Origin of the sequence: Streptomyces cylindrosporus (assembly GCF_022698165.1) — a bacterium.
GTDB lineage: Bacteria > Actinomycetota > Actinomycetes > Streptomycetales > Streptomycetaceae > Streptomyces > Streptomyces cylindrosporus.
In genome coordinates this window covers 550,297-570,905 of record NZ_JALDAY010000007.1, presented here as the reverse complement: position 1 = coordinate 570,905, position 20,609 = coordinate 550,297, and the positions used below count along the sequence as shown (strand labels likewise).

Genomic DNA, 20,609 nt, shown 5'->3' with positions numbered 1-20,609 from the left:
GTCAGCCGGACTCGGAGCCGCCGAGCGCTCCGAGGATCCGCTCGGCCGCCAGCGTGGCCGTCAGCCGGCCCTCCCTGACCTCCTGCTCCAGGCCCGGGGCCAGGGCCCGTACGGCCGGGTCGGCGTGCAGGCGGCCGAGTAGCTCGTCGCGGACCATCGCCCAGGTCCAGTCGACCTGCTGGTCGCGGCGCTTCGCGGTGAGGCGGCCCGTGGAGTCGAGGAGCGCGCGATGCTGTTCGAGGCGCTCCCAGACGGTGTCCAGGCCGGCCGACTCACGGCCGCTGCAGCTGAGCACCGGCGGGGTCCAGACCGGGTCCTTGCCGTGCATCAGCCGCAGGGCGCCCGCCAGTTCGCGCGCGGCCGCCTGGGCGTCCCGCTGGTGCGGGCCGTCCGCCTTGTTGACGGCGATCACGTCGGCCAGTTCCAGGACACCCTTCTTGATGCCCTGGAGCTGGTCGCCGGTGCGGGCGAGGGTCAGCAGCAGGAAGGAGTCGACCATGTTGGCGACGGTGGTCTCGGACTGGCCGACGCCGACCGTCTCCACGAGGACCACGTCGTAGCCGGCCGCCTCCATCACCACCATCGACTCACGGGTCGCCTTGGCGACCCCGCCGAGCGTGCCCGAGGTGGGGGAGGGGCGGACGAACGCCGCCGGGTCCACCGCCAGCCGCTCCATACGGGTCTTGTCGCCGAGGATCGACCCGCCGGTCCGGCTGGAGGACGGGTCGACGGCGAGCACCGCCACCCGGTGCCCCAGCGAGGTCAGCATGGTGCCGAACGCGTCGATGAACGTGGACTTGCCCACGCCCGGCACCCCGCTGACGCCGATCCGCCGCGCGCGTCCGCTGTGCGGCAGCAGTTCGGTGAGCAACTCCTGTGCCAGCGCCCGGTGTTGAGGGCGCGTCGACTCGACGAGGGTGATCGCGCGGGCGATCACCGACCGCTTCCCGTCGAGTACGCCCTTCACGTACGCGTCGACATCGATCACAGGTCGTGCCCGAGCTCGGCCGCCAGCCGCTGGACCAGGTCGTACGCCGCGTCCGGGATCACCGTCCCGGGCGGGAACACGGCCGCGGCGCCCATCTCCAGGAGTGTGGGCACGTCCTGCGGCGGGATGACCCCGCCGACCACGATCATGATGTCGGCGCGGTCCTCCTCGGCCAGCGCCTCCTTGAGCGCCGGTACGAGGGTGAGGTGTCCGGCGGCCAGTGACGACACCCCGACGATGTGCACGTCCGCCTCGACGGCCTGCCGGGCCACCTCGGCGGGGGTCTGGAACAGCGGGCCGACGTCCACGTCGAAGCCCAGGTCGGCGAAGGCGGTGGCGATCACCTTCTGGCCGCGGTCGTGGCCGTCCTGGCCCATCTTGGCGACCAGGATGCGCGGCCGGCGGCCCTCGGCCTCGTCGAAGGCGTCCACCAGGGCACGGGTGCGGTCCACGGTCGGGGACTCGCCTGCTTCGTTGCGGTACACGCCGGAGATCGTACGGATCTGGCTCGCGTGCCGTCCGTACACCTTCTCCAGGGCGTCGGAGATCTCACCGACGGTGGCCTTGGCGCGGGCCGCGTCCACCGCCAGCTCCAGCAGGTTGCCCTCGCCGCCGGCCGCCCGCGTCAGCGCGTCCAGCGCGTCCTGGCAGGCGCTCTCGTCGCGCTCCGCGCGCAGCCGCCGCAGCTTCTCGATCTGCTGGGCGCGTACGGAGGAGTTGTCGACCTTGAGGACGTCGATCGCCTCGTCGTTCTCCACGCGGTACTTGTTCACGCCGATGACCGGTTGGCGGCCGGAGTCGATGCGGGCCTGGGTGCGGGCCGCGGCCTCCTCGATGCGCAGCTTGGGGATGCCGGCGTCGATCGCCTTGGCCATGCCGCCCGCCGCCTCCACCTCCTGGATGTGCTGCCAGGCCTTGCGAGCGAGGTCGTACGTCAGCTTCTCCACGTACGCGCTGCCGCCCCACGGGTCGATGACCCGGGTGGTGCCGGACTCCTGCTGGATCAGCAGCTGGGTGTTGCGGGCGATGCGCGCGGAGAAGTCGGTGGGCAGCGCGAGCGCCTCGTCGAGGGCGTTGGTGTGCAGCGACTGGGTGTGGCCCTGGGTCGCCGCCATCGCCTCGACACACGTACGCGTGACGTTGTTGAAGACGTCCTGCGCGGTCAGCGACCAGCCCGAGGTCTGCGAATGGGTGCGCAGCGAAAGGGACTTGGTGTTCTGCGGATCGAACTGCTTCACCAGCTTCGCCCACAGCAGCCGCGCCGCCCGCAGCTTGGCGATCTCCATGAAGAAGTTCATGCCGATCGCCCAGAAGAAGGAGAGCCGGGGCGCGAACGCGTCCACGTCCAGGCCCGCTTCGCGGCCCGCCCGGATGTACTCCACGCCGTCGGCGAGGGTGTACGCCAGCTCCAGGTCGGCGGTCGCGCCCGCCTCCTGGATGTGGTAGCCGGAGATGGAGATGGAGTTGTAGCGGGGCATCCGCTGCGAGGTGAAGGCGAAGATGTCGGAGATGATCCGCATCGACGGCTTCGGCGGATAGATGTACGTGTTGCGGACCATGAACTCCTTGAGGATGTCGTTCTGGATGGTCCCGGCCAGCTTCTCGGGCGGTACGCCCTGTTCCTCGGCGGCGACGATGTACAGCGCGAGCACCGGCAGCACCGCGCCGTTCATCGTCATCGACACGGTCATCCGGTCCAGCGGGATGCCGTCGAAGAGCTGCCGCATGTCGTAGATGGAGTCGATGGCCACGCCCGCCATGCCGACGTCACCCGTCACCCGCGGATGGTCGCTGTCGTAGCCGCGGTGCGTGGGCAGGTCGAAGGCGACCGACAGGCCCTTCTGACCGGCCGCGAGGTTGCGGCGGTAGAAGGCGTTCGACTCCTCGGCGGTCGAGAACCCGGCGTACTGCCGGATCGTCCACGGCTGGTTGACGTACATCGTCGGGTACGGGCCGCGCAGGTACGGCGCCGCGCCCGGGCGGGTGTCCAAGAAGTCGAGGCCCTCCAGGTCACGCCCGGTGTAGAGCGGCTTGACCGGGATGCCCTCCGGGGTCTCCCACAGAAGGTCGTCCCCGCCGGCGGCCCGCTTGACGGCCGTGCGCCACTCGTCGGCGTTGCCGGCCGCGGACGGGGTCCCCAGCTCGATCCCGGAGAAGTCGGGGACGGAGGGGCCGGAAGCGGCGGTCATCAGGACACTCCCATGCGGTCGAGGGCGGCGGACAGGACGGCCACGGCGTCGCAGCCCGCGAAGACGTACGAGTCGACACCGGCGTGCTCGGCGGGGCGCCCGGCGAGGAACACGTGCGCGGCACCGGCTGCCTTGAGCTGGGCGGCCACCGACTCGGCCTGCTCCTCGTAGAGGGCGTCGCTGGAGCACAGACAGGCCTCGGCGGCCCCGCTCTCCTCGAAGGTGCCCTCGGTGACGGGCTCGATGCCGCCCGCCTGGAAGAGGTTCGAGGCGAAGGTGAGCCGGGCGGTGTGCGCGGCGGCCGGGCCGAGCGCGGCCAGGAAGACACGCGGCCGGGAGCCGGTCGCGGCCAGATGGGCGTCGGAGCGGGCGCGCAGCTCCTCGAACGCCTCGTCGCGCCGCACCCGCGGCAGCCCGCCGGAGCGCGGCTCGGGCGCCCTCTCGCGGACCACGGGCTTCTCCGCGAGATACGGGAACTCGCTGACGCCGGTGATGGGTTCGCGCCGCTTGGCCAGCTTCTTGGAGCGCTCCGCCCAGGTGTCGGCCAGGATCCGGCCGAGCTCGCCCGAGCGCAACGCGGCCGCCTGGCCGCCGAGTCGCTCGATGCGCCGGAAGAACTCCCAGCCCGCGTGGGCGAGTTCGTCGGTGAGCCGCTCCACGTACCAGGAGCCGCCTGCCGGGTCGATGACCCGGGACAGGTGCGACTCCTCGATGAGGATCGTCGAGGTGTTGCGGGCGATGCGCCGCGCGAACGCGTCCGGCAGGCCCAGGGCGTCGTCGAAGGGCAGCACGGTGACCGCGTCGGCGCCGCCCGCCCCGGCCGCCAGCGTGGCGATCGTCGTGCGGAGCATGTTCACCCACGGGTCGCGGCGCGACATCATCACCGGCGAGGTGACCGCGTGCTGCACCTGCGCCCCCGCGTCCGGGGCCCCGCAGGCCTCGGCGACCCGCGCCCACAGTCGGCGCGCGGCCCGCAGCTTGGCGATGGTCAGGAACTGGTCGGCGGTGGCCGCGTAGCGGAACTCCAGCTGGGCGCAGGCCTGTTCGACGGAGAGCCCGCCCTCGGTGAGCTCCCGCAGATACGCCACACCGGTCGCGAGCGAGGCGCCCAGCTCCTGCGCGGCCGAGCCGCCGGCCTCGTGGTACGGCAGCGCGTCCACCGTCAGCGCGCGCAGCCCCGGGTACTCCTCGGCGCACCGCCGGGCGAGCCCGAGCACGGATGCGAAGGCGTACGGCCGCCCGGTGCGGGCCTCGTGCCCCAGCGGGTCGGCGCCGAGGCTGCCGCGGGCCGCCTCCTTGGCGACGCCGCGCTCCTTGTACAGCCGCAGCAACTCCTCGGCGGCGGGCTCGAAGTCGGCGCCCGCGTCGAGCGCGACCGGCGCGAGGTCGAGGTAGACGCCGTCGAGGGCGCGGGCGAGCGAGGAGACGGGGATGCCGCCCTCGCCGACGACCAGCCACAGCGAGGTGACGCCGTTCTCCAGGTCGGCGAGGACCGAGCCGCCCTCCGCGGTGGCGTGCCGCTGCCGTACGTCCCAGCCGCCGGTGGCGTTCCCCGCGGGGCGGCTGCCGCGCACGAACGGCGCGAACCCCGGGAAGCCCGGCTCGGGCGCGGCATCGCGCGCGGTGTACAGGGGACGGGTGCGCAACCCGTCCTCCAACGCGGTGGACAGGGCTTCCTCGGCCGCGGCACCCTCGACGTCCTTGCCCGACTTGCGCAGGACACCCGCCACGAGGCGCTGCCACTGCTCGTGGGACACGTCAGGGAACTCGCCGGCCAACTCGAGCCCGTCGTCAGGCAGGACCGTCATGCCCGGATGTTAGGTCAGAGACGCAAAGGAGCAGCAGGGGGACGCGTTGTGACCTTGCCCTCTCCGCGGCTGTGACCTCGGCCTCCTTGCCGTAATAGGCTCGTGGCATGACAGACGACACGCTGCGCTCGGTCACCGTCCGGCGGACCGCCACCGGCCACTTCACCGCGGAGAACGCCCGCGGCGGCACGATCGAATTCGGCACCGGCGAGGGGAGCGACTTCACGCCGGTCGAGCTGCTGCTCGCCGCGCTCGGCGGCTGCTCCGCGGCCGACGTGGACGTCGCCACCGCGCGGCACGTGGAGCCCACGGAGTTCACCGTCACGGTGACCGGCAACAAGGTCGCCGACGAGGCCGGCAACCGTATGACCGACCTCGCCGTCACCTTCACCGTCGCCTTCCCGGACGGCGCCGAGGGGGACCGCGCCCGCGCGATCCTGCCCCGGGCGGTGAAGACCTCCCACGACCGCCTCTGCACCGTCAGCCGCACGGTCGAGGCGGGTACGCCGGTCACCGTGACGGTGGCCTGACACCCGAACGGCCCTGCCTACCGGGCGAGTTGAGCCGGCTCGTCGAGCCGCGTCAGCTTCCGCGGGTTGGCCACCGCGTGGATCCGGGTGACCTTCCCGTCCGCCACCACCACGCTCACCGCGGCGACCTGCCCGTTCAGCTCGATGCGGCCCGCGAGCGCGCCGTTGAGCCACACGGGGGACACCAGCCGGTCCGGCCGGGCGAGCAGCGCCGCGACCACGTCCGCCCCGTGCACCGGGGCCGGCGCGGCGCCCGCGAGCCCGCCGCCGTCGGCGATCAGGACCACGTCCGGCGCCAGCACGTCCAGCAGCTCCTGGAGCCGGCCGGTGCGCAGCGCGGCCAGGAACCGCTCCACCACGGCCTGCTGCTCCGCCCGGCTCACCGCCACCCGGGGCCGCCGGGCCGCCACGTGCTCGCGGGCCCGCCGCGCGATCTGCCGCACCGCCGCTGCCGACTTCCCGACCGCCTCGGCGATCTCCTCGTACGGCACGTCGAAGACCTCACGCAGCACGAACACCGCACGCTCGGTCGGCCCGAGGGTCTCCAGCACCGTCAGCATCGCGAACGAGACGCTCTCCGCGAGCTCGACGTCCTCGGCGACGTCGGGGCTGGTCAGCAGGGGTTCCGGCAGCCATTCGCCGACGTACTCCTCGCGGCGGCGCGCCATCGTGCGCAGCCGGTTGAGGGCCTGCCGGGTGACGGTGCGGACGAGGTAGCCGCGCGGGTCGCGCACCCGGGTCCGGTCGACGCCGGCCCACCGCAGCCAGGACTCCTGGAGCACGTCCTCCGCGTCGGCCGCCGAGCCGAGCATCTCGTAGGCGACCGTGAACAGCAGGCCGCGGTGGGCGACGAAGGGGTCCTCGCTCATGCCGTCGACGCCGCGCCGGACGGCTCGGGGCGCGCTGTGAGGGGGATCTCGCAGGCGTCGGAGTAGCCCTGCGAGGTGATGCCCTGCGCGGTGTTGCACCTGGCCGCGAAGTTGGCGAAGCCGATGTGCACGGTCAGCTCGACCATCGCGGCCGGGCCGAGCGCGTCGAGGAGCCGCCGCGACAGCTCGTCGGTGACGGTCGTCGGCGTGTCCGTCATCGCCTCCGCGTACTCCAGGACGTCCCGCTCCAGCGGCGTGAACACCTCCGACTCCCGCCACCGCGGCACCTGGCTCGCCTTCGCCGGGTCCAGGTTCTGGTTGAGGGCGAGGAAGTAGTTGACGTCCAGGCACCAGCCGCAGCCGACCCGAGCGGCGACGGCCATGTGCGCGAACGTCTTCAGCCCCGCGTCCGCCTTGTCCCACTGCCCCACCCTCGCCGAGAACTCCTGGTTGGCCAGGGCGAGTTCGGGATGGTTCCACAGCACTTCGACGGGCTCGGGCACCGCGCCGAGCTGCCGGATCAGGTTGTCACGGAGCTCGGCGTCGAGCTCGGCCTTGGGAACGCGCAGTGTCATGGTGATCTCCTCGCCCATGGAGTGTTCGTACGTCGGCCTGTCCGGCCGTCCGGCATGAAGACACCGGCGGACGCGCGTGTGTGACAGAGGGGCGCTACGCCCGGTCGAGCAGCAGCTTCGCCGCCACCCACGCCCCGTCGCCGCGCACGGTGTCGGCCACGGCCTTCGCCCGGACGCCGGTCTCGGGGGCCAGGGCCGTGTCCAGCGCCGCCGACAGGGAGTCGACGGTGGGGGTCGGGCCGTCGTGGGCCGCGCCGATGCCCAGGTCGGCCACCCGGCCCGCCCAGTACGGCTGGTCCGCCAGCTGCGGCACCACCACCTGGGGCGTACCCGCCCGGGCCGCCGTCGTCGTGGTGCCCGCGCCGCCGTGGTGCACGACCGCGGCCACCCGCCGGAACAGGGCCTGGTGGTTGGCCTCGCCGACGGCGAAGCAGTCGCCCCGGTCGTCGATCAGGTCCAGGTCGGCCCAGCCACGCGCGACCAGCACCCGGCGCCCGTGCGCGCGGACCGCCTCGACGGCCACCCGGCCCGCGTCCCGCGACTCGTGCAGCGGCATGCTGCCGAAGCCCACGTACACCGGCGGCTCACCGGCCTCCAGAAAGGCGGACAGGTCGTCCGGCAGGGGGCGTTCGTCCAGCCGGATCCACGCCCCTGTCTGTACGACGTCCAGGCCCGGCGTCCCCAGCCACGGGTCCAGCACCGGATCGGTCGCCAGCCACGGCCGGCCGCCGATCACGTAGTCGCGGACGCCCGCCACCGGGGGCAGGCCGACCGACGCACGGTTGGCGTTGAGCGCCTCGCCGAACAGCGCGTCGATGTTCCGCGCGTCCAAGTCCCACAGCACCTGGTTGTCGGTCTCCTCGGCGGGCAGCGGCCGGCCCGGATACTCCAGCGGCCTGCGCCGCGGCGACGGCAGGGTGACCTGCTGGAAGGCGACCGACACGGCGGGGATGCCCAGCTTCTCGGCCACCGACAGCGCACCCGCCGCGGCCGGCAACAGGCCCGCAGCCGCCACCAGAACGTCGCACCCCTCGGCCGCCGGGGTGACGACTTCCAGGTGACCGGCGATCAGCTGGGCCGCGCGCTGCGGCAACGAGGACGCCGGCAGCGCCGCCTTCGTGAGCGCGCGGGCCGACGGGCCGACCGGCACCAGCGGCACACCGACCCCGGCGAGCAGCCGCGCGAAGTCGTCGTCCGGCGGCGCGCACACCCGCACCTCGGCGCCCAGCTCCCGCAGCCGGACGGCGAGTCCCACCATCGGCTCGACGTCCCCGCGCGACCCGTACGTCGACAACAGCACACGCATCAAGTGACTCCCGTTTCCCCAGGTGACGGCCTCGGCGGGTGATTCTGCGGCACCACCCGGGCCTTGTGGCAAGCCCCCCGGTGAGCTATACGTTGAGGGTGGGAAGCAGCGGCTCCGCGGAGTGCAACTCCCTTACAGTCGCCTGAACTTGGTCATTCCAGGCACTTTGTGAGGTGGACGCCCGCATGCCCCGCACCCCGTCACGACGTACCGTCCTGCGCGGACTCACCGTCACCGGAGCGGCCGTGACCGGCTTCGACCCCGCTGCCCGCGGCTGGGCCGCGTCCGGCACCGGAAGCGGCCCGGACCTCGCGCGGATTCCCCGGCTGGACGGCACGCTCGTCATGGACGACCCGTCGCTCACGGCCGCCGCCGAGGACTACGGCCACATCGTGCACCGGCGCCCCGTCGCCGTGCTGCGCCCCGGATCGGTGCGGGACGTCGTCGTCATGGTCCGGTTCTGCAACGAGCACCGGGTGCGGGTCGCGCCGCGCGGCCAGGGACACGCCACCTCCGGCCAGGCACAGGTCCAGGGCGGCCTCGTCATCGAGACAGCCACCCTGGCCGACATCGGCCCCGTGGCCCCGGACGCCACCACCGTCACCGTCGGGGCGGGCGCCCGGTGGAGCGAGGTGGCCAAGGCCGCGCTCGCCCACGGCCGCACCCCGCCCGTGTTCACCGACTACCTCGAACTCTCCGTCGGCGGCACCCTGTCCGTCGGCGGCCTCGGCGGCCAGACCCACCGGCACGGCGCCCAGGTCGACAACGTCACCGAACTCCAGGTCGTCACCGGAGCAGGCGAGTTCGTCCGCTGCTCCCCGTCCCGGCACCCCGACCTCTTCCACGCCGTGTCGGCCGGTCTCGGCCAGTGCGCGATCGTCGTCGCCGCCACCGTCCGCCTGGTGCGCGCGCCGGAGACCGTACGCCACTACCTCCTGCCCTACGACGACCTGGAGACCTTCCTCGCCGACCAGCGCACCCTGGTCGAGGAGGGCCGCTTCGACTATGTCGAGGGCCTGGTCTCGGCGGACCCCGGCGGAGCGTTCCGCGTCTTCACCCTGGAGGCGGTGGCCTACGGCCCGCCGGCCGGCCCCGCCCCGGACGACACGCTCCTGCTGCGCGGCCTGCGCCACGACCCCTCGGGCGTCGAGAAGACCGACCTCGCCTACTACGACTTCCTGGACCGACTGGCGCCCACGGTCGCCGAGTTGAAGGAGGCCGGTCTCTGGACGTACGCCCATCCGTGGCTCAACCTGCTGCTCCCCGGCGACTCTGCCGCCGCCCTCACGGCCCGCATGCTGGCCGATCTCACCCCGGCCGACCTGGGCCCCGGCGTCGTCCTCGTCTACCCGATCCTGCGCGAGCGCCTCACCACACCGCTCTTCAGCGCCCCCGACGACCCCGTCCCCTACCTCTTCGCCGTCCTGCGCACGACCCCGCCCGAGGACACGGCCACGGTCGACCGTCTCCTGACGGCCAACCGCGAGGCCTACGACGCGGCCGCGGCGACCGGCGGAACCCAGTACCCGGTCGGCAGCATCCCCTTCACCCACGCCGACTGGCGCGCCCACTTCGGCGCCGAGTGGCCGCGGCTGGAGGCGGCGAAACGGACGTACGACCCCCGACGGATCCTGGTCCCCGGCCAGGGCATCTTCTGAGGCGGGCCGCCCGATGCGAAGAACCGCCTTGCTGATCGCCACCGGTGTCCTCGTCCTCGCGGGCTGCGGACAGCAGGACGACCCGCCCACCGCCGACCCGAGCCCCCTCTCCTCGGACGACCCGAGGTTCCTGCCGCTGGCCGCGTACGACATGTCCGAAGCGGACAGCCGTGTCGCGGGCGAGGCCCGATGGACGCTCGCCAAGGAGTGCATGGTCCGCCTCGGGCTCGACGACCTGAAGAAGCTCGACGTCGACCCGGTGCCGGCCTGGCCCGAACGCCCCGCCGACACCGGGGTGGTGACGTCGGTGCTGTATGCCGGAGACGACTACCGCTACGGCATCGACGACCCCGGCGAGGCCGCGCGATACGGCTATCACGCGGCGCAGGCCGCCTACGAGCGCCGCTACCCCGAGAAGAAGTGGACCCTGTCCGAATATCTCGCGCTCACCGGGCAGTTCGTCCGTGACGACGACCCGAGGACCGTGCACGGGCACGGCATTCCGAAACGCGGCTGTCTCGGCGAGGCGGCCCGCGCGATCTACGGCGAGGACCCGCAGGACCGCAAGGACCCGATCCTGGACCTGGAGTCCCGGAGCCTGAAGCAGGGCAAGCGGGACCCCGTCTGGAAACAGGCGGACAGGAAGTGGTCGGCCTGCATGCGGAAGGCGGGCTATCGGTACGACACCCCTGGCGACGCGGAACTCGGCGAGGACCGCCGACACCAGGAGCTGGAGGACTCGTTGACCGGAGCGCCGTACGACCCGACGAAGCCGTCCGCGCTGGAGAAGAGGACCGCCACCGCCGACGCCCGCTGCAAGCGGCAGACCGGTTACGTGCGCACCGTGCACGCCATCGACGTACGCGTCCAGAACCAGCTCATCGCCGCGAACCGCTCGAAGCTGGAGAAGGAGCGGCGCTGGAACGAGGACGCCGCCGAGAAGGCCCGCGACGTCCTCAAGCGGTGACGAGTCACGTCGTAGTGCGGTCGCTCGGCCGCTCCAGGCGGACGATCACGCTCTTCGACGTCGGTGTGTTACTGATGTCGGCGACGCTGTCGAGCGGGACCAGGACGTTGGTCTCCGGGTAGTAGGCGGCGGCCGAGCCCCGGGGCGTCGGGTAGGCGACGAGGCGGAAGTCGTCGGCGCGGCGCTCGGTGCCGTCGGTCCAGATGCTGACGAGGTCGACCATCTCGCCGTCCTCCAGGCCGAGTTCGTCGAGGTCGGCCCGGTTGACGAGGACGACGCGGCGGCCTCCCTCGATGCCCCGGTAGCGGTCGTCCATCGCGTACGGGACGGTGTTCCACTGGTCGTGCGAGCGCAGAGTCTGCAGGATCAGGTGGCCCTTGGGCGCCTGGAGCAGCGTGAAGTCGTTGGCGGTGAAGACCGCCTTGCCGGACGGCGTGCGGAACACCTTGCTGTTGACCGGGTTGGGGAGGCGGAAGCCGCCGGGCCGGCGGACCCGCTCGTTGAAGTCCTGGAAGCCGTCGACGACCCGGGCGATCCGGTCGCGGACGCGGTCGTAGTCGGCCTCGAACTCCGCCCAGGGGATGGCGGGTTGAGGGCCCAGCACCTTGCGGGCCAGGCGGCTGATGATGGAAACCTCACTCAGCAGGTGCTCGGAGGCCGGGGCCAGGCGGCCGCGGGTGGCGTGGACCTCGCTCATCGAGTCCTCGACCGTCATGAACTGCTCGCCGCCCGCCTGCACGTCACGGTCGCTGCGGCCGAGCGTCGGCAGGATCAGCGCCCTGCGGCCGCACACGGCGTGCGAGCGGTTCAGCTTGGTCGAGATGTGCACCGTCAGACGGCAGTTGCGCAGGGCGCGCTCGGTGACGTCGCTGTCCGGGGTGGCCCGTACGAAGTTGCCCGCGACGCCGACGAAGACCTTGGCGCGCCCGTCGCGCATGGCGCGGATCGAGTCGACCGAGTCCAGGCCGTGGGCGGTCGGCGCGGTGAAGCCGAACTCGTCGCCCAGCCGGTCCAGGAACGCCTGCGGCATGCGCTCCCAGACGCCCATCGTGCGGTCGCCCTGCACGTTGCTGTGCCCCCGCACCGGGCAGACGCCCGCGCCCGGACGGCCGATGTTCCCGCGCAGCAGAAGGAAGTTGACGACCTCCCTGATCGTGGGGACGCCGTGCTTGTGCTGGGTCAGGCCCATCGCCCAGCAGACGATGACGCTGCGGCTGGCCAGCACGCGCGCGTGCACCCGCTCGATCTCGTCCCGGCTCAGCCCGGTGGCCTCCAGGACCTCGTCCCAGGACGTCTTGCGGATGTGCTCGGCGAAGGCCTCGTAACCCGTCGTGTGCGCCTCGATGAACTCCCGGTCCAGGACGGTGCCCGGCTCCCTGTCCTCCGCCTCCAACAGCAGCAGGTTCAGCGCCTGGAACAGGGCGAGGTCGCCGCCGGGGCGGATCTGCAGGAACTGGTCGGCGATCTCGGTGCCGCGGCCGACGATCCCGCGGGCCTTCTGCGGATGCTTGAAGCGCAGCAGCCCCGCCTCGGGGAGCGGGTTGACGGCGATCACCTGGCCGCCGCGGCGCTTGGTCTCCTCCAGCGCGGAGAGCATGCGCGGGTGGTTGGTGCCGGGGTTCTGGCCCACGACGAAGACCAGGTCCGAGTCGTGGAGGTCGTCGAGGGAGACACTGCCCTTGCCGATGCCCAGGGTCTCGTTGAGGGCCGAACCGCTGGACTCGTGGCACATGTTGGAGCAGTCCGGCAGGTTGTTGGTGCCGAAGGCCCGCGCGAACAGCTGGAGCAGGAAGGCGGGTTCGTTCGCCAGCCGCCCGGAGGTGTAGAACAGCGCCTCGTCCGGGTGGTCGAGGGCACGCAGCTCCTCGGCCAGCAGGTCCAGGGCCTCGTCCCAGCCGATCGGCTCGTAGTACTCGGCGCCCTCGCGCAGCACCATCGGCTCGGTCAGCCGGCCCTGCTGGTTGAGCCAGTAGTCCGACCTGCGGTTCAGCTCGTCGACCGAGTGACGGCGGAAGAAGTCGGCGGTCACCCGCCGGGAGGTGGCCTCGTCGGCGATGTGCTTGGCGCCGTTCTCGCAGTACTCGTTGCGGTGCCGCTTGCCCGGCGCGGGCTCCGGCCAGGCACACCCGGGGCAGTCGAAGCCCTTGGTCTGGTTGATGTTGAGCAGCGTCAGGGCGGTGCGCTTCGGGGAGGTCTGCCCGAGCGCGTACCGGAGCGCGTGCACGACCGCGGGGGCGCCGGTGGCCCATGTCCTGGGCGCCGTCACGGACAACTCGGCCTCGTCCGGTTCTTCCAGGTCCCGCATCGAGTGCCCCGCCCTCTCCGTCAGCTCTGAACAGGCCCACTCTTCGGCAGTGCGTCGGGGCAGGTCAAAGCGGAGTTTCCGATCGTTTGAGAAGCAACGCCGATCAGCGCCGGACAGCGGGGGCGGGCCGTCGGTGCCGGGCGTCCCGATCCGGGGGATCATGGAGGCGTGCTGCTGCGCCAACTCGAGTACCTCGTCGCCCTCGCCCGCGCCCGCCACTTCGCGAAGGCGGCGCAGGCCTGCTACGTCTCCCAGCCGGCCCTGTCCGAGGGCATCCGCAAGCTGGAGGAGGAGCTGGGCATCCCGCTGGTCCAGCGGGGCCGCAGGTTCGACGGACTGACCCCGGAGGGCGAGCGGGTCGTCGTCTGGGCGCAGCGCATCCTCGCCGACCGGGACGCGATGGAGAGCGAGATCCAGGCACTGCGGGCAGGCCTGACCGGCCGCCTGCGCATCGGCACCGTCCCCACCGCCTCCACCGCGGTCGCCCTCCTCACCCAGCCCTTCTGCGCCGCCAACCCGCTGGCCACCGTCCAGGTCTTCGCCGACCTGCGGGCCGAGGACATCGTGGGCAGGCTCCGGACGTACGAACTCGACGCCGCCGTCACCTACCACAGTTCCGTCGCGGCGCACGACTTCAGGTTCGTGCCGCTGTACCAGGAGCGCTATGTCCTGCTGACCCAGCGGTCCGCCCCCGACGCCGGTCCCGCCGAGATCTCCTGGGAGGACGCGGCCCAGTACCCCCTGTGCCTGCTGCACCCGATGATGCAGGGCCGCCAGGTGCTCGACGCGGTGTTCGAGGCCGTCGGCGTCTCGGTGACCCCGCGCGTGGAGACCGACTCGATCGCCTCCCTGTTCGCGCAGGTCAGGGCCGGCCAGTGGGCGAGCGTCGTGCCGTACGCCTGGCTGCACGTCTTCGGTGTCCCCGCGGGCATGCACGCCGTCCCGCTGGTCCGCCCGGTCCGCACGGAACGCATCGGCCTGGTCCTCCCGGCCCGTGAGCCGGTGCCCGTCATCGGCCAGGCCCTGATCGACGTCGTCGACCGGGCGGGCATCGCCGCGACGCTGGAGCGGCTGCCCCATCAGGCGCCGGGGGACGCCACGGCGCTCGGGGCACGGCGGTAGCGCTCATCGTGTCCCGAATACCAAGTTCGTGTCCCGAATACCCTGTGGAGTCCCGTAATCGTCTTCGCTAGCCTCGCGCGTGGACGAATGGGGGCCGTGCATGCGGGCGATCGTCGTGGGGGCGGGTATCGGGGGACTGGCCGCGACGCTGAGCCTGCGCCGGGCCGGGCACGAGGTCACCCTGGTCGAACAGACCCCGAGGCTCACCGAGACCGGCGCCGGGATCCAGCTCGCGCCCAACGCCACGCGCGAACTGCGCCGCCTCGACCGGCTCGACGCGGTGGCCGCCCAGTCCACCCGGCCGGCCGGCATCAGCTTCCGCACCTGGTCCGACGGGACCGAGATCTGCCACTACGCGCTCGGGCGGGAGGCCGAGGAGGCCTTCGGGGCGCCGTATCTCCAGGTCCACCGTGCCGATCTGCAGGCGGCGTTGGCCGCCGCGGTGCCGTCCGCGGCCGTCCGTCTGGACACGCAGGTCGTGGGCATCGGGCAGGACGACGCGTCCGCCTGGGTGACGACGGCGAACGGCGAACGGCTGGGCGCGGACCTGGTGGTGGCCGCGGACGGGATACGCTCCGCCGCCCGCCAGTGGCTCTTCGGCGCGGACGCGGCGATCTTCTCGAAGACCGCCGCGTACCGGGCACTGCTCCCGGCCGAAGAGGTCGCCGACCTGGACCTCCCCGACACCGGCATCTGGCTCGGACCGGGCCGGCACTTCGTCCACTACTGGGTGCGCCGGGGCGAACTGCTCAACGTCGTCGCGGTGTTCAGCACCCGGGCGCCGATGCGGGAGTCGTGGACCGCGCGGGCCGAACCGGGGGAGCCGCTGCGCGAGTTCGAGGGCTGGGCCGCCCTCGTGCTGACCGTCCTGGAACGCGCCGGCCAGGTCTTCAGCTACGGCATCCACACCCGCGCCCCGCTCGCCCGCTGGAACACCGGCCGCGTGACGCTGCTCGGCGACAGCGCCCACGCGATGGTCCCGTTCCAGGCGCAGGGCGCGGCCCAGGCGATCCTGGACGCGGCGGTGCTCGGCGACTGCCTCACCGACGTGACACCGGACGCCGTACCCGAGGCGCTGGAACGCTATGTACGCCGGCGACTTGGTGCCGCCACCGGCATGCAGGCCCGCTCCGTGCGGGCGGGCGAGGAGTTCCACCTGCCGGACGGCCCGGAGGCCCGGGCCCGCAACGCACGGATGGCGGCGCACGCGGCCGAGCACAGGTTCTGGCCGGTGGCCACGGAGTGGGCGGTCGACGTGCTGGACGAGAAGAAGCCGTAGACGGCGCCGACGCCCCTCACACCCGTACAGCCGACCCCGCCCTGCTTCACACCCGCACCGCGGACCCCCGCTCACTCATCCGCGGCGCACACAGCACCCGCTTCTTCCGCACCCGTTTCCCCTCGATCGCCGCGACCGTCAACCTCGCCGCCTCCGCCGCGATCTCGCTCAGCCCCCAGTCCACCGTGGTCAGCGGCGGCGTGAGGACCCTCGACACCGGGTGGTCGTCGAAGCCGACCACCGACACGTCCCGGCCCACCGTCAGCGAGGCCTCCGCCGCGGCCGCGTACACCCCGTAGGCGAGGGAGTCCGAGAAGCAGAACACGGCCGTCGCCGAACGCGCCCCGTCCAGCACCCGCCGCGCCACCGCCGTCGCCTCGCCCAACTCCTGCGGACACGGCACAAGTTCGGCCAGCAGCCCGAGCCGGTCGGCCGCCTCGCGGACGTACACGTCGGCCGGCCGGTCCGGAGTGCTCGGCCGCGTCGGCGTCAGCACGGTCACCCGGCGGTGTCCGAGCGCGTGCAGATACTCCAGTACGGCGTCGATGCCGGCCCGGTTGTCGAAGATGACCTGCCCGGCCGTGCGGGCCCGGCTCAGCGAGTCGCCGACGGCCACCACCGGCAGCGCCTCGGCGATCGCCGCCCAGCCCTCGGCCGACGGGTTCACCGGGGACACCAGCAGCGCGTCCACCCGCTGGTCGCGCAGCTGCTTGGCGAGGGCCAGCTCGCGGTCGGGATCGCCGCCCGCGTCCAGGATCAGCGCGTAGCGGTCGCCGGCCAGCAGCTCCCGGCCGATGGCCGCCATCAGCTGCTGCTGCCACAGGTCCTGGAGGTCGCCCGCGAGGACCCCGACCATGCTGGTGCGGCCGCTGGCGAGGGCGCGGGCGATCGGATCGGCCTCGTAGCCGAGTTCGGCCGCGGCCTTGCGCACGCGCTCCTCGGTCTCCTTCGAGACGTGTTTGCCGCGCAGGGCGTACGACACCGCCGCGGTGGAGAGGCCCGTGGCCTCGGCCACCTCCCGAAGGGTGGTGCGCTTGTTGGGCCTGGCCATGCCGGGCAGCCTACCGGGACGGCGGCGAGCCGGGGGCGCACGGCCCGCCGACACCCCCGTGTCCCGTGGGGCCGGTCTTGACACCGCTGCTTGTTAAGCGCTTAAGTTAACCGCATAAGTGAACCGCTTAACCTGTCAGAGGAACGCCCGCGTGCTCACCGACGTCCACCAGCACATCTGGCCGCCCGCCTTCACCGAGCTGCTGCGCTCCCGCACGACACCGCCGTACCTGGACGGCTGGACCCTGCACCTGGACGGCGAACCGCCCTACGACGTCGACCCGGCCGACCACGACCCCGCCGCCCGCGCCCGGCTCGCCGCCGCCGACGGACTCGGCCTCGCCCTGGTCTCGCTCTCCAGCCCCCTCGGCATCGAGTACCTACCGCCCGCCGAGGCCGCCCCGCTCCTCGCCGCCTTCCACGACGGCGCCCTCGCCCTCCCGGCGCCGTTCGGTGTCTGGGCCGCGCCCTGCCTCTCCGCACCGGACCCCGAGGCCGTCGACCGTGAGCTCGGCCGCGGCTGCGTCGGCCTCCAACTCCCCGCCACCGCCGTCGTGGACGCCGAAGGATGGGAGCGCTGCGCACCCCTCCTCGACGTCCTCACCCGCCACGACAAACCCCTCTTCGTCCACCCGGGGCCGGCGCCGGCCGCCCCGGGCGCCCCGCCGTGGTGGCCCGCCCTGGTCCCGTACCTGCAACAACTGCACGCGTCCTGGTTCGCCTTCCGTGCCCACGGCCGCCCCCGCCACCCGCGGCTGCGCGTCTGCTTCGCCGCCCTGGCCGGCCTCGCGCCGCTGCACGGCGAGCGGCTCACCGCCCGCGGCGGCGGACGCGGCGAGATCGATTTCGACGTGTTCTACGAGACCTCCTCCTACGGCACCAAGGCGGTCGACGCGCTCGTCCGCGCCGTCGGCATCGACGTGGTCGTCAGCGGCAGCGACCGCCCCTACGCGCCCCTCGTCGTCCCGGACCTCGGCGCGCCCGCCGCCGTGCACGCCCTGCGCGCCGCCAACCCGGCGCGACTGCTCCACGGCCGTACCTGAGCCGTGCCCGTCGGACCCCGTCCCGAAAGGAGCCACCCATGACCTACGAGTCTCTGCCCGAGCGCACCCTCGACAAGCGTGAACTCCAGGCGCTCGTCGCCGACCTCGCCGCCCGTCCCGAGGCCTGGCGCGAACACGTGGCCTTCTCCGACCGGGAGCGGCACTACGCGTCGCTGTACCGCGACGAGTACGTCGACGTCTGGCTGCTGTGCTGGACCCGGCGCAACGACACCGGCTGGCACGACCACGACCTGTCCGCCGGCGCCGTCACCGTCGTCCAGGGCGCGCTGAACGAGTCCGCCCTGCGCATCGGCGGCACCCATCTCTCCCACACCTTCGAGACCGGCGAGTCCTTCTGCTTCGGCCCGGACCACATCCACCGGCTCACCGGCGCGACCGACGACGCGGTCTCCATCCACGCCTACTCGCCGCCGCTGTGGCGGCTCGGCCAGTACGACATCACCGGGGACGGGCTGATGCGCCGTGTCTCCGTCTCGTACGCGGACGAACTGCGGCCACTGGACAGCCCGGCCGCCTGACCACTGCCCTCACCTGTCTCCCTATGTAGACACCGTCTTACATGCGGGACGCCCGCCGTGCAGGATGGGTCCTTCGTGCACAGAACCGTGCACAGCACGAAGGGGGTCCGCGTGGCAGGCGAGTCCGTGCCGCTGCTCGTCCTGGCCGGTGTCGCCTCCGGGCTCGCGGGGTCGATCGCCGGCCTGGCCTCGCTGTTCAGCTATCCGGCGCTGCTCGCCGCGGGGCTGCCGCCGGTGGCCGCCAACGTCACGAACACCGTGGCGCTGTTCGCCAACACCGCCGGAACCGCGGCCGGTTCGCGCGAGGAGCTGAGAGGGCAGGGGCGTCGCCTGGGCCGGCTGGCGGCCCTGGCCGCCGTCGGCGGTTCGATCGGCGCGGCCCTGCTGCTCGGCACGCCCTCGTCGACGTTCGAGCGTGTCGTGCCCTGGCTGATCGCCCTGGGCTCGGTGCTGATTCTCGTACGTGAACCGCTGCGGCGGCTGACCGAGCGGCCGACCCCGGGCGACGACCGGGGCCCACGCCTGACCCTCCCCCTGGTCGGCGCGGTTCTTCTGGTGGGGCTCTACGGCGGCTACTTCGGTGCCGCGGCGGGCGTGTTGATGCTCGCGGTGCTGTCCCTGTCCGCCGACGAGCCCTTGCGCGTGACCAACGCCGTGAAGAACGTCGCCACCGGAGCGGCCAACGTCACTGCCGCGATCGCGTACGCCTTCCTCGCCCCGGTCGACTGGCGTGCCGCGGCGGCGCTCGGCGTGGGATGCCTGGTCGGCAGCCGGGTGGGGCCCGTCCTGGTGCGGCGGCTGCCCGAGAAGCCGCTGCGGATCGCCATCGCGCTGGCCGGCCTGGGGCTGGCCGTCTCGCTGTGGCTGCGGGCCGGCTGACCGCGTCGAACGCTTTCGGACCGACCGCCGCACACCCATTGACCCGGCCGTGTCGATCAACCTAGCCTCCGTCCTCATATGTAGACGGCGTCCTCATGCGGGGACGGTAATTCGAGAGTGTGAACGGCAGTTCAAAGGAGAACTGACACATGCCGCTCGTGGTGGTGGGGATCAGCGTGCTGGTCCTGCTCCTGTTGATGACGAAGTTCCGGCTGAACGGCTTCGCGGCCCTGCTGCTGGTGGCCGTGGGCGTCGCCCTGGCCCGGGGCATACCCCTGGAGAAGATCTCGGACGTCCTCGCCGAGGGCATCGGCGGCCAGATCGGCGACACGATGCTCACCATCGGCCTCGGAGCCATGGTCGGCCGGGTGATGGCGGACTCCGGTGCCGCCCAGCGCATGGCCACCCGGCTGCTCGACCTCTGCGGTCCGCGCCGGGTGCAGGTCGCGATGGTGCTGACCGCGATGCTGATCGGCGTGACCATGTTCTACGAGGTGGCCTTCGTCATCATCGTGCCGGTCGCGTTCACCCTGGTCCGGGTCACCCGCTCCAACCTGCTGTGGGTGGGCCTGCCCATGTCCATCACCCTGTCCACGATGCACAGCTTCCTGCCGCCGCACCCCGGCCCGACCGCGGTGGCCGCCACCTTCCACGCCTCCGCCGGACTCACCCTGTTCTACGGCCTGTTCATCGCCGTCCCGGTCGGCGCGCTCATCGCCCTGACCTGGCCCCGGCTGCCCTTCGTGCGCGCGATGAACCCCGAGATCCCCAAGGGCCTGGTCGGTGAGCGGGTCTTCGAGGACGACGAGATGCCCGGCATGGGCTGGTCCCTGGCCGTCGCCCTGCTGCCCGTGGTGCTGATCGCGGGCGCGGCGGTCACCGACCTGGCGACCTCCTCGTCCACGCCGTTCCTGCACTTCGTGGCCTTCATCGGCTCCGCCCCGATCGCCCTGCTGCTCACCCTGCTTCTCGCCGTCTGGGCGCTCGGCCCGCGCATCGGCCGCAGCCTCGCCGAGGTGGCCACGTCGTGCCGCGAGGCCGCCCAGGCGATGGCGATGATCCTGCTCGTCATCGGCGCCGGCGGAGCCTTCAAGAACGTCCTCGTCGAGGGCGGCATCTCCGACTACATCAAGGACACCACCGAGCACTGGTCCGTCTCGCCGATCATCCTGGCCTGGCTGATCGCGGCCATCCTGCGGGTGGCCCTCGGCTCGGCGACCGTCGCCGTCGTCACCGCCTCCGGCGTCGCGCTCCCGCTGCTCGCCGGCAGCGGAGTCCACCCCGAGGTGATGGTGCTCGCGGTCTCCTGCGGCTCCATCGCGTTCTCCCATGTGAACGACCCGGGCTTCTGGATGTTCAAGGAGTACTTCAACCTTTCGGTCATCGACGCCATCAAGGCCCGCACGACCTACACGACCGTCCTCGCCGTCCTGGGCCTGGGCGGAGTACTGGTCATGGAACAGGTACTGGACGCCCTGAACGTCTGACCGCCTCGACCTCCT

Annotated in this window: 17 protein-coding genes; 9 read left to right on the top strand and 8 right to left on the bottom strand. The window is 72.5% G+C overall.

Features of this window, described 5'->3' with window-relative positions:
• Nucleotide 1: 1 nt before the first annotated feature.
• Genes meaB through MQP27_RS25335 form a run of 3 tightly spaced genes read right to left on the bottom strand, consistent with a single transcriptional unit; the run spans nucleotide 2 to nucleotide 4,985 of the window.
• Nucleotides 2-988: a methylmalonyl Co-A mutase-associated GTPase MeaB gene (gene meaB, locus MQP27_RS25345; RefSeq protein WP_242767728.1), complete on the bottom strand. Its 987-nt coding sequence runs from the start codon at nucleotides 986-988 to the stop codon at nucleotides 2-4.
• The gene (scpA, locus tag MQP27_RS25340) at nucleotides 985-3,177 is read right to left on the bottom strand and encodes a methylmalonyl-CoA mutase (RefSeq protein ID WP_242767727.1); all 2,193 of its coding nucleotides are present in this window, start codon (nucleotides 3,175-3,177) and stop codon (nucleotides 985-987) included. The genes meaB and scpA overlap by 4 nt, the downstream gene beginning before the upstream one ends.
• Nucleotides 3,177-4,985 (bottom strand): methylmalonyl-CoA mutase family protein, encoded by a 1,809-nt coding sequence (locus tag MQP27_RS25335; protein ID WP_242767726.1) that lies wholly within the window; start codon nucleotides 4,983-4,985, stop codon nucleotides 3,177-3,179. The genes scpA and MQP27_RS25335 overlap by 1 nt, the downstream gene beginning before the upstream one ends.
• A gap of 107 nt (nucleotides 4,986-5,092) precedes the next feature.
• Here MQP27_RS25335 and MQP27_RS25330 point away from each other — a divergent pair, with 107 nt between their 5' ends.
• Nucleotides 5,093-5,515: an OsmC family protein gene (locus MQP27_RS25330; protein ID WP_242767725.1), complete on the top strand. Its 423-nt coding sequence runs from the start codon at nucleotides 5,093-5,095 to the stop codon at nucleotides 5,513-5,515.
• 17 nt (nucleotides 5,516-5,532) lie between these two features.
• On the opposite strand, the gene MQP27_RS25325 is transcribed toward MQP27_RS25330, so the two are convergent.
• The 3 genes from MQP27_RS25325 to MQP27_RS25315 form a co-directional block, all read right to left on the bottom strand.
• Nucleotides 5,533-6,384 (bottom strand): RNA polymerase sigma-70 factor, encoded by an 852-nt coding sequence (locus MQP27_RS25325; protein ID WP_242767724.1) that lies wholly within the window; start codon nucleotides 6,382-6,384, stop codon nucleotides 5,533-5,535.
• Complete coding sequence (locus MQP27_RS25320; protein ID WP_242767723.1) at nucleotides 6,381-6,959, bottom strand: carboxymuconolactone decarboxylase family protein; 579 nt, start codon at nucleotides 6,957-6,959, stop codon at nucleotides 6,381-6,383. Before MQP27_RS25320 ends, MQP27_RS25325 begins: the two co-directional genes overlap by 4 nt.
• Before the next feature lie 94 nt (nucleotides 6,960-7,053).
• Entirely contained in the window at nucleotides 7,054-8,265 is a 1,212-nt protein-coding gene (locus MQP27_RS25315) for a glycosyltransferase (protein ID WP_242767722.1), read from the bottom strand.
• A gap of 185 nt (nucleotides 8,266-8,450) precedes the next feature.
• Between MQP27_RS25315 and MQP27_RS25310 the strand changes: the two genes are divergently transcribed.
• Both MQP27_RS25310 and MQP27_RS25305 read left to right on the top strand, forming a co-directional pair.
• A complete protein-coding gene (locus MQP27_RS25310; RefSeq protein ID WP_242767721.1) occupies nucleotides 8,451-9,923 on the top strand; it encodes an FAD-binding protein in 1,473 nt (490 codons plus the stop codon).
• A 13-nt stretch (nucleotides 9,924-9,936) separates the two neighbouring features.
• Nucleotides 9,937-10,890, top strand: a complete 954-nt coding sequence (locus MQP27_RS25305) for a hypothetical protein (RefSeq protein ID WP_242767720.1) — start codon at nucleotides 9,937-9,939, stop codon at nucleotides 10,888-10,890.
• 4 nt (nucleotides 10,891-10,894) lie between these two features.
• On the opposite strand, the gene MQP27_RS25300 is transcribed toward MQP27_RS25305, so the two are convergent.
• Nucleotides 10,895-13,195, bottom strand: a complete 2,301-nt coding sequence (locus tag MQP27_RS25300; protein ID WP_242767719.1) for an FdhF/YdeP family oxidoreductase — start codon at nucleotides 13,193-13,195, stop codon at nucleotides 10,895-10,897.
• A 168-nt stretch (nucleotides 13,196-13,363) separates the two neighbouring features.
• On the opposite strand from MQP27_RS25300, the gene MQP27_RS25295 reads away from it, so the two are divergent.
• Both MQP27_RS25295 and MQP27_RS25290 read left to right on the top strand, forming a co-directional pair.
• Complete coding sequence (locus tag MQP27_RS25295; RefSeq protein ID WP_242767718.1) at nucleotides 13,364-14,317, top strand: LysR family transcriptional regulator; 954 nt, start codon at nucleotides 13,364-13,366, stop codon at nucleotides 14,315-14,317.
• Nucleotides 14,318-14,417: 100 nt separating this feature from the next.
• On the top strand, nucleotides 14,418-15,596 hold the full coding sequence (locus tag MQP27_RS25290; protein ID WP_242767717.1) for an FAD-dependent monooxygenase: 1,179 nt from the start codon (nucleotides 14,418-14,420) through the stop codon (nucleotides 15,594-15,596).
• Nucleotides 15,597-15,642: 46 nt separating this feature from the next.
• On the opposite strand, the gene MQP27_RS25285 is transcribed toward MQP27_RS25290, so the two are convergent.
• Nucleotides 15,643-16,647 carry a LacI family DNA-binding transcriptional regulator gene (locus MQP27_RS25285; RefSeq protein ID WP_242767716.1) on the bottom strand — a complete coding sequence of 335 codons (1,005 nt, stop codon included), beginning with the start codon at nucleotides 16,645-16,647 and terminating at the stop codon, nucleotides 15,643-15,645.
• Nucleotides 16,648-16,798: 151 nt separating this feature from the next.
• Here MQP27_RS25285 and MQP27_RS25280 point away from each other — a divergent pair, with 151 nt between their 5' ends.
• The 4 genes from MQP27_RS25280 (at nucleotide 16,799) to MQP27_RS25265 (ending at nucleotide 20,594) form a co-directional block, all read left to right on the top strand.
• Nucleotides 16,799-17,689: an amidohydrolase family protein gene (locus tag MQP27_RS25280; protein ID WP_242767715.1), complete on the top strand. Its 891-nt coding sequence runs from the start codon at nucleotides 16,799-16,801 to the stop codon at nucleotides 17,687-17,689.
• 38 nt (nucleotides 17,690-17,727) lie between these two features.
• Nucleotides 17,728-18,228 (top strand): cysteine dioxygenase, encoded by a 501-nt coding sequence (locus MQP27_RS25275; RefSeq protein ID WP_242767714.1) that lies wholly within the window; start codon nucleotides 17,728-17,730, stop codon nucleotides 18,226-18,228.
• A gap of 111 nt (nucleotides 18,229-18,339) precedes the next feature.
• Nucleotides 18,340-19,107, top strand: a complete 768-nt coding sequence (locus MQP27_RS25270) for a sulfite exporter TauE/SafE family protein (protein WP_242767713.1) — start codon at nucleotides 18,340-18,342, stop codon at nucleotides 19,105-19,107.
• Between the two features lie 149 nt (nucleotides 19,108-19,256).
• Nucleotides 19,257-20,594 carry a gluconate:H+ symporter gene (locus MQP27_RS25265; RefSeq protein ID WP_242767712.1) on the top strand — a complete coding sequence of 446 codons (1,338 nt, stop codon included), beginning with the start codon at nucleotides 19,257-19,259 and terminating at the stop codon, nucleotides 20,592-20,594.
• Nucleotides 20,595-20,609 lie beyond the last annotated feature (15 nt).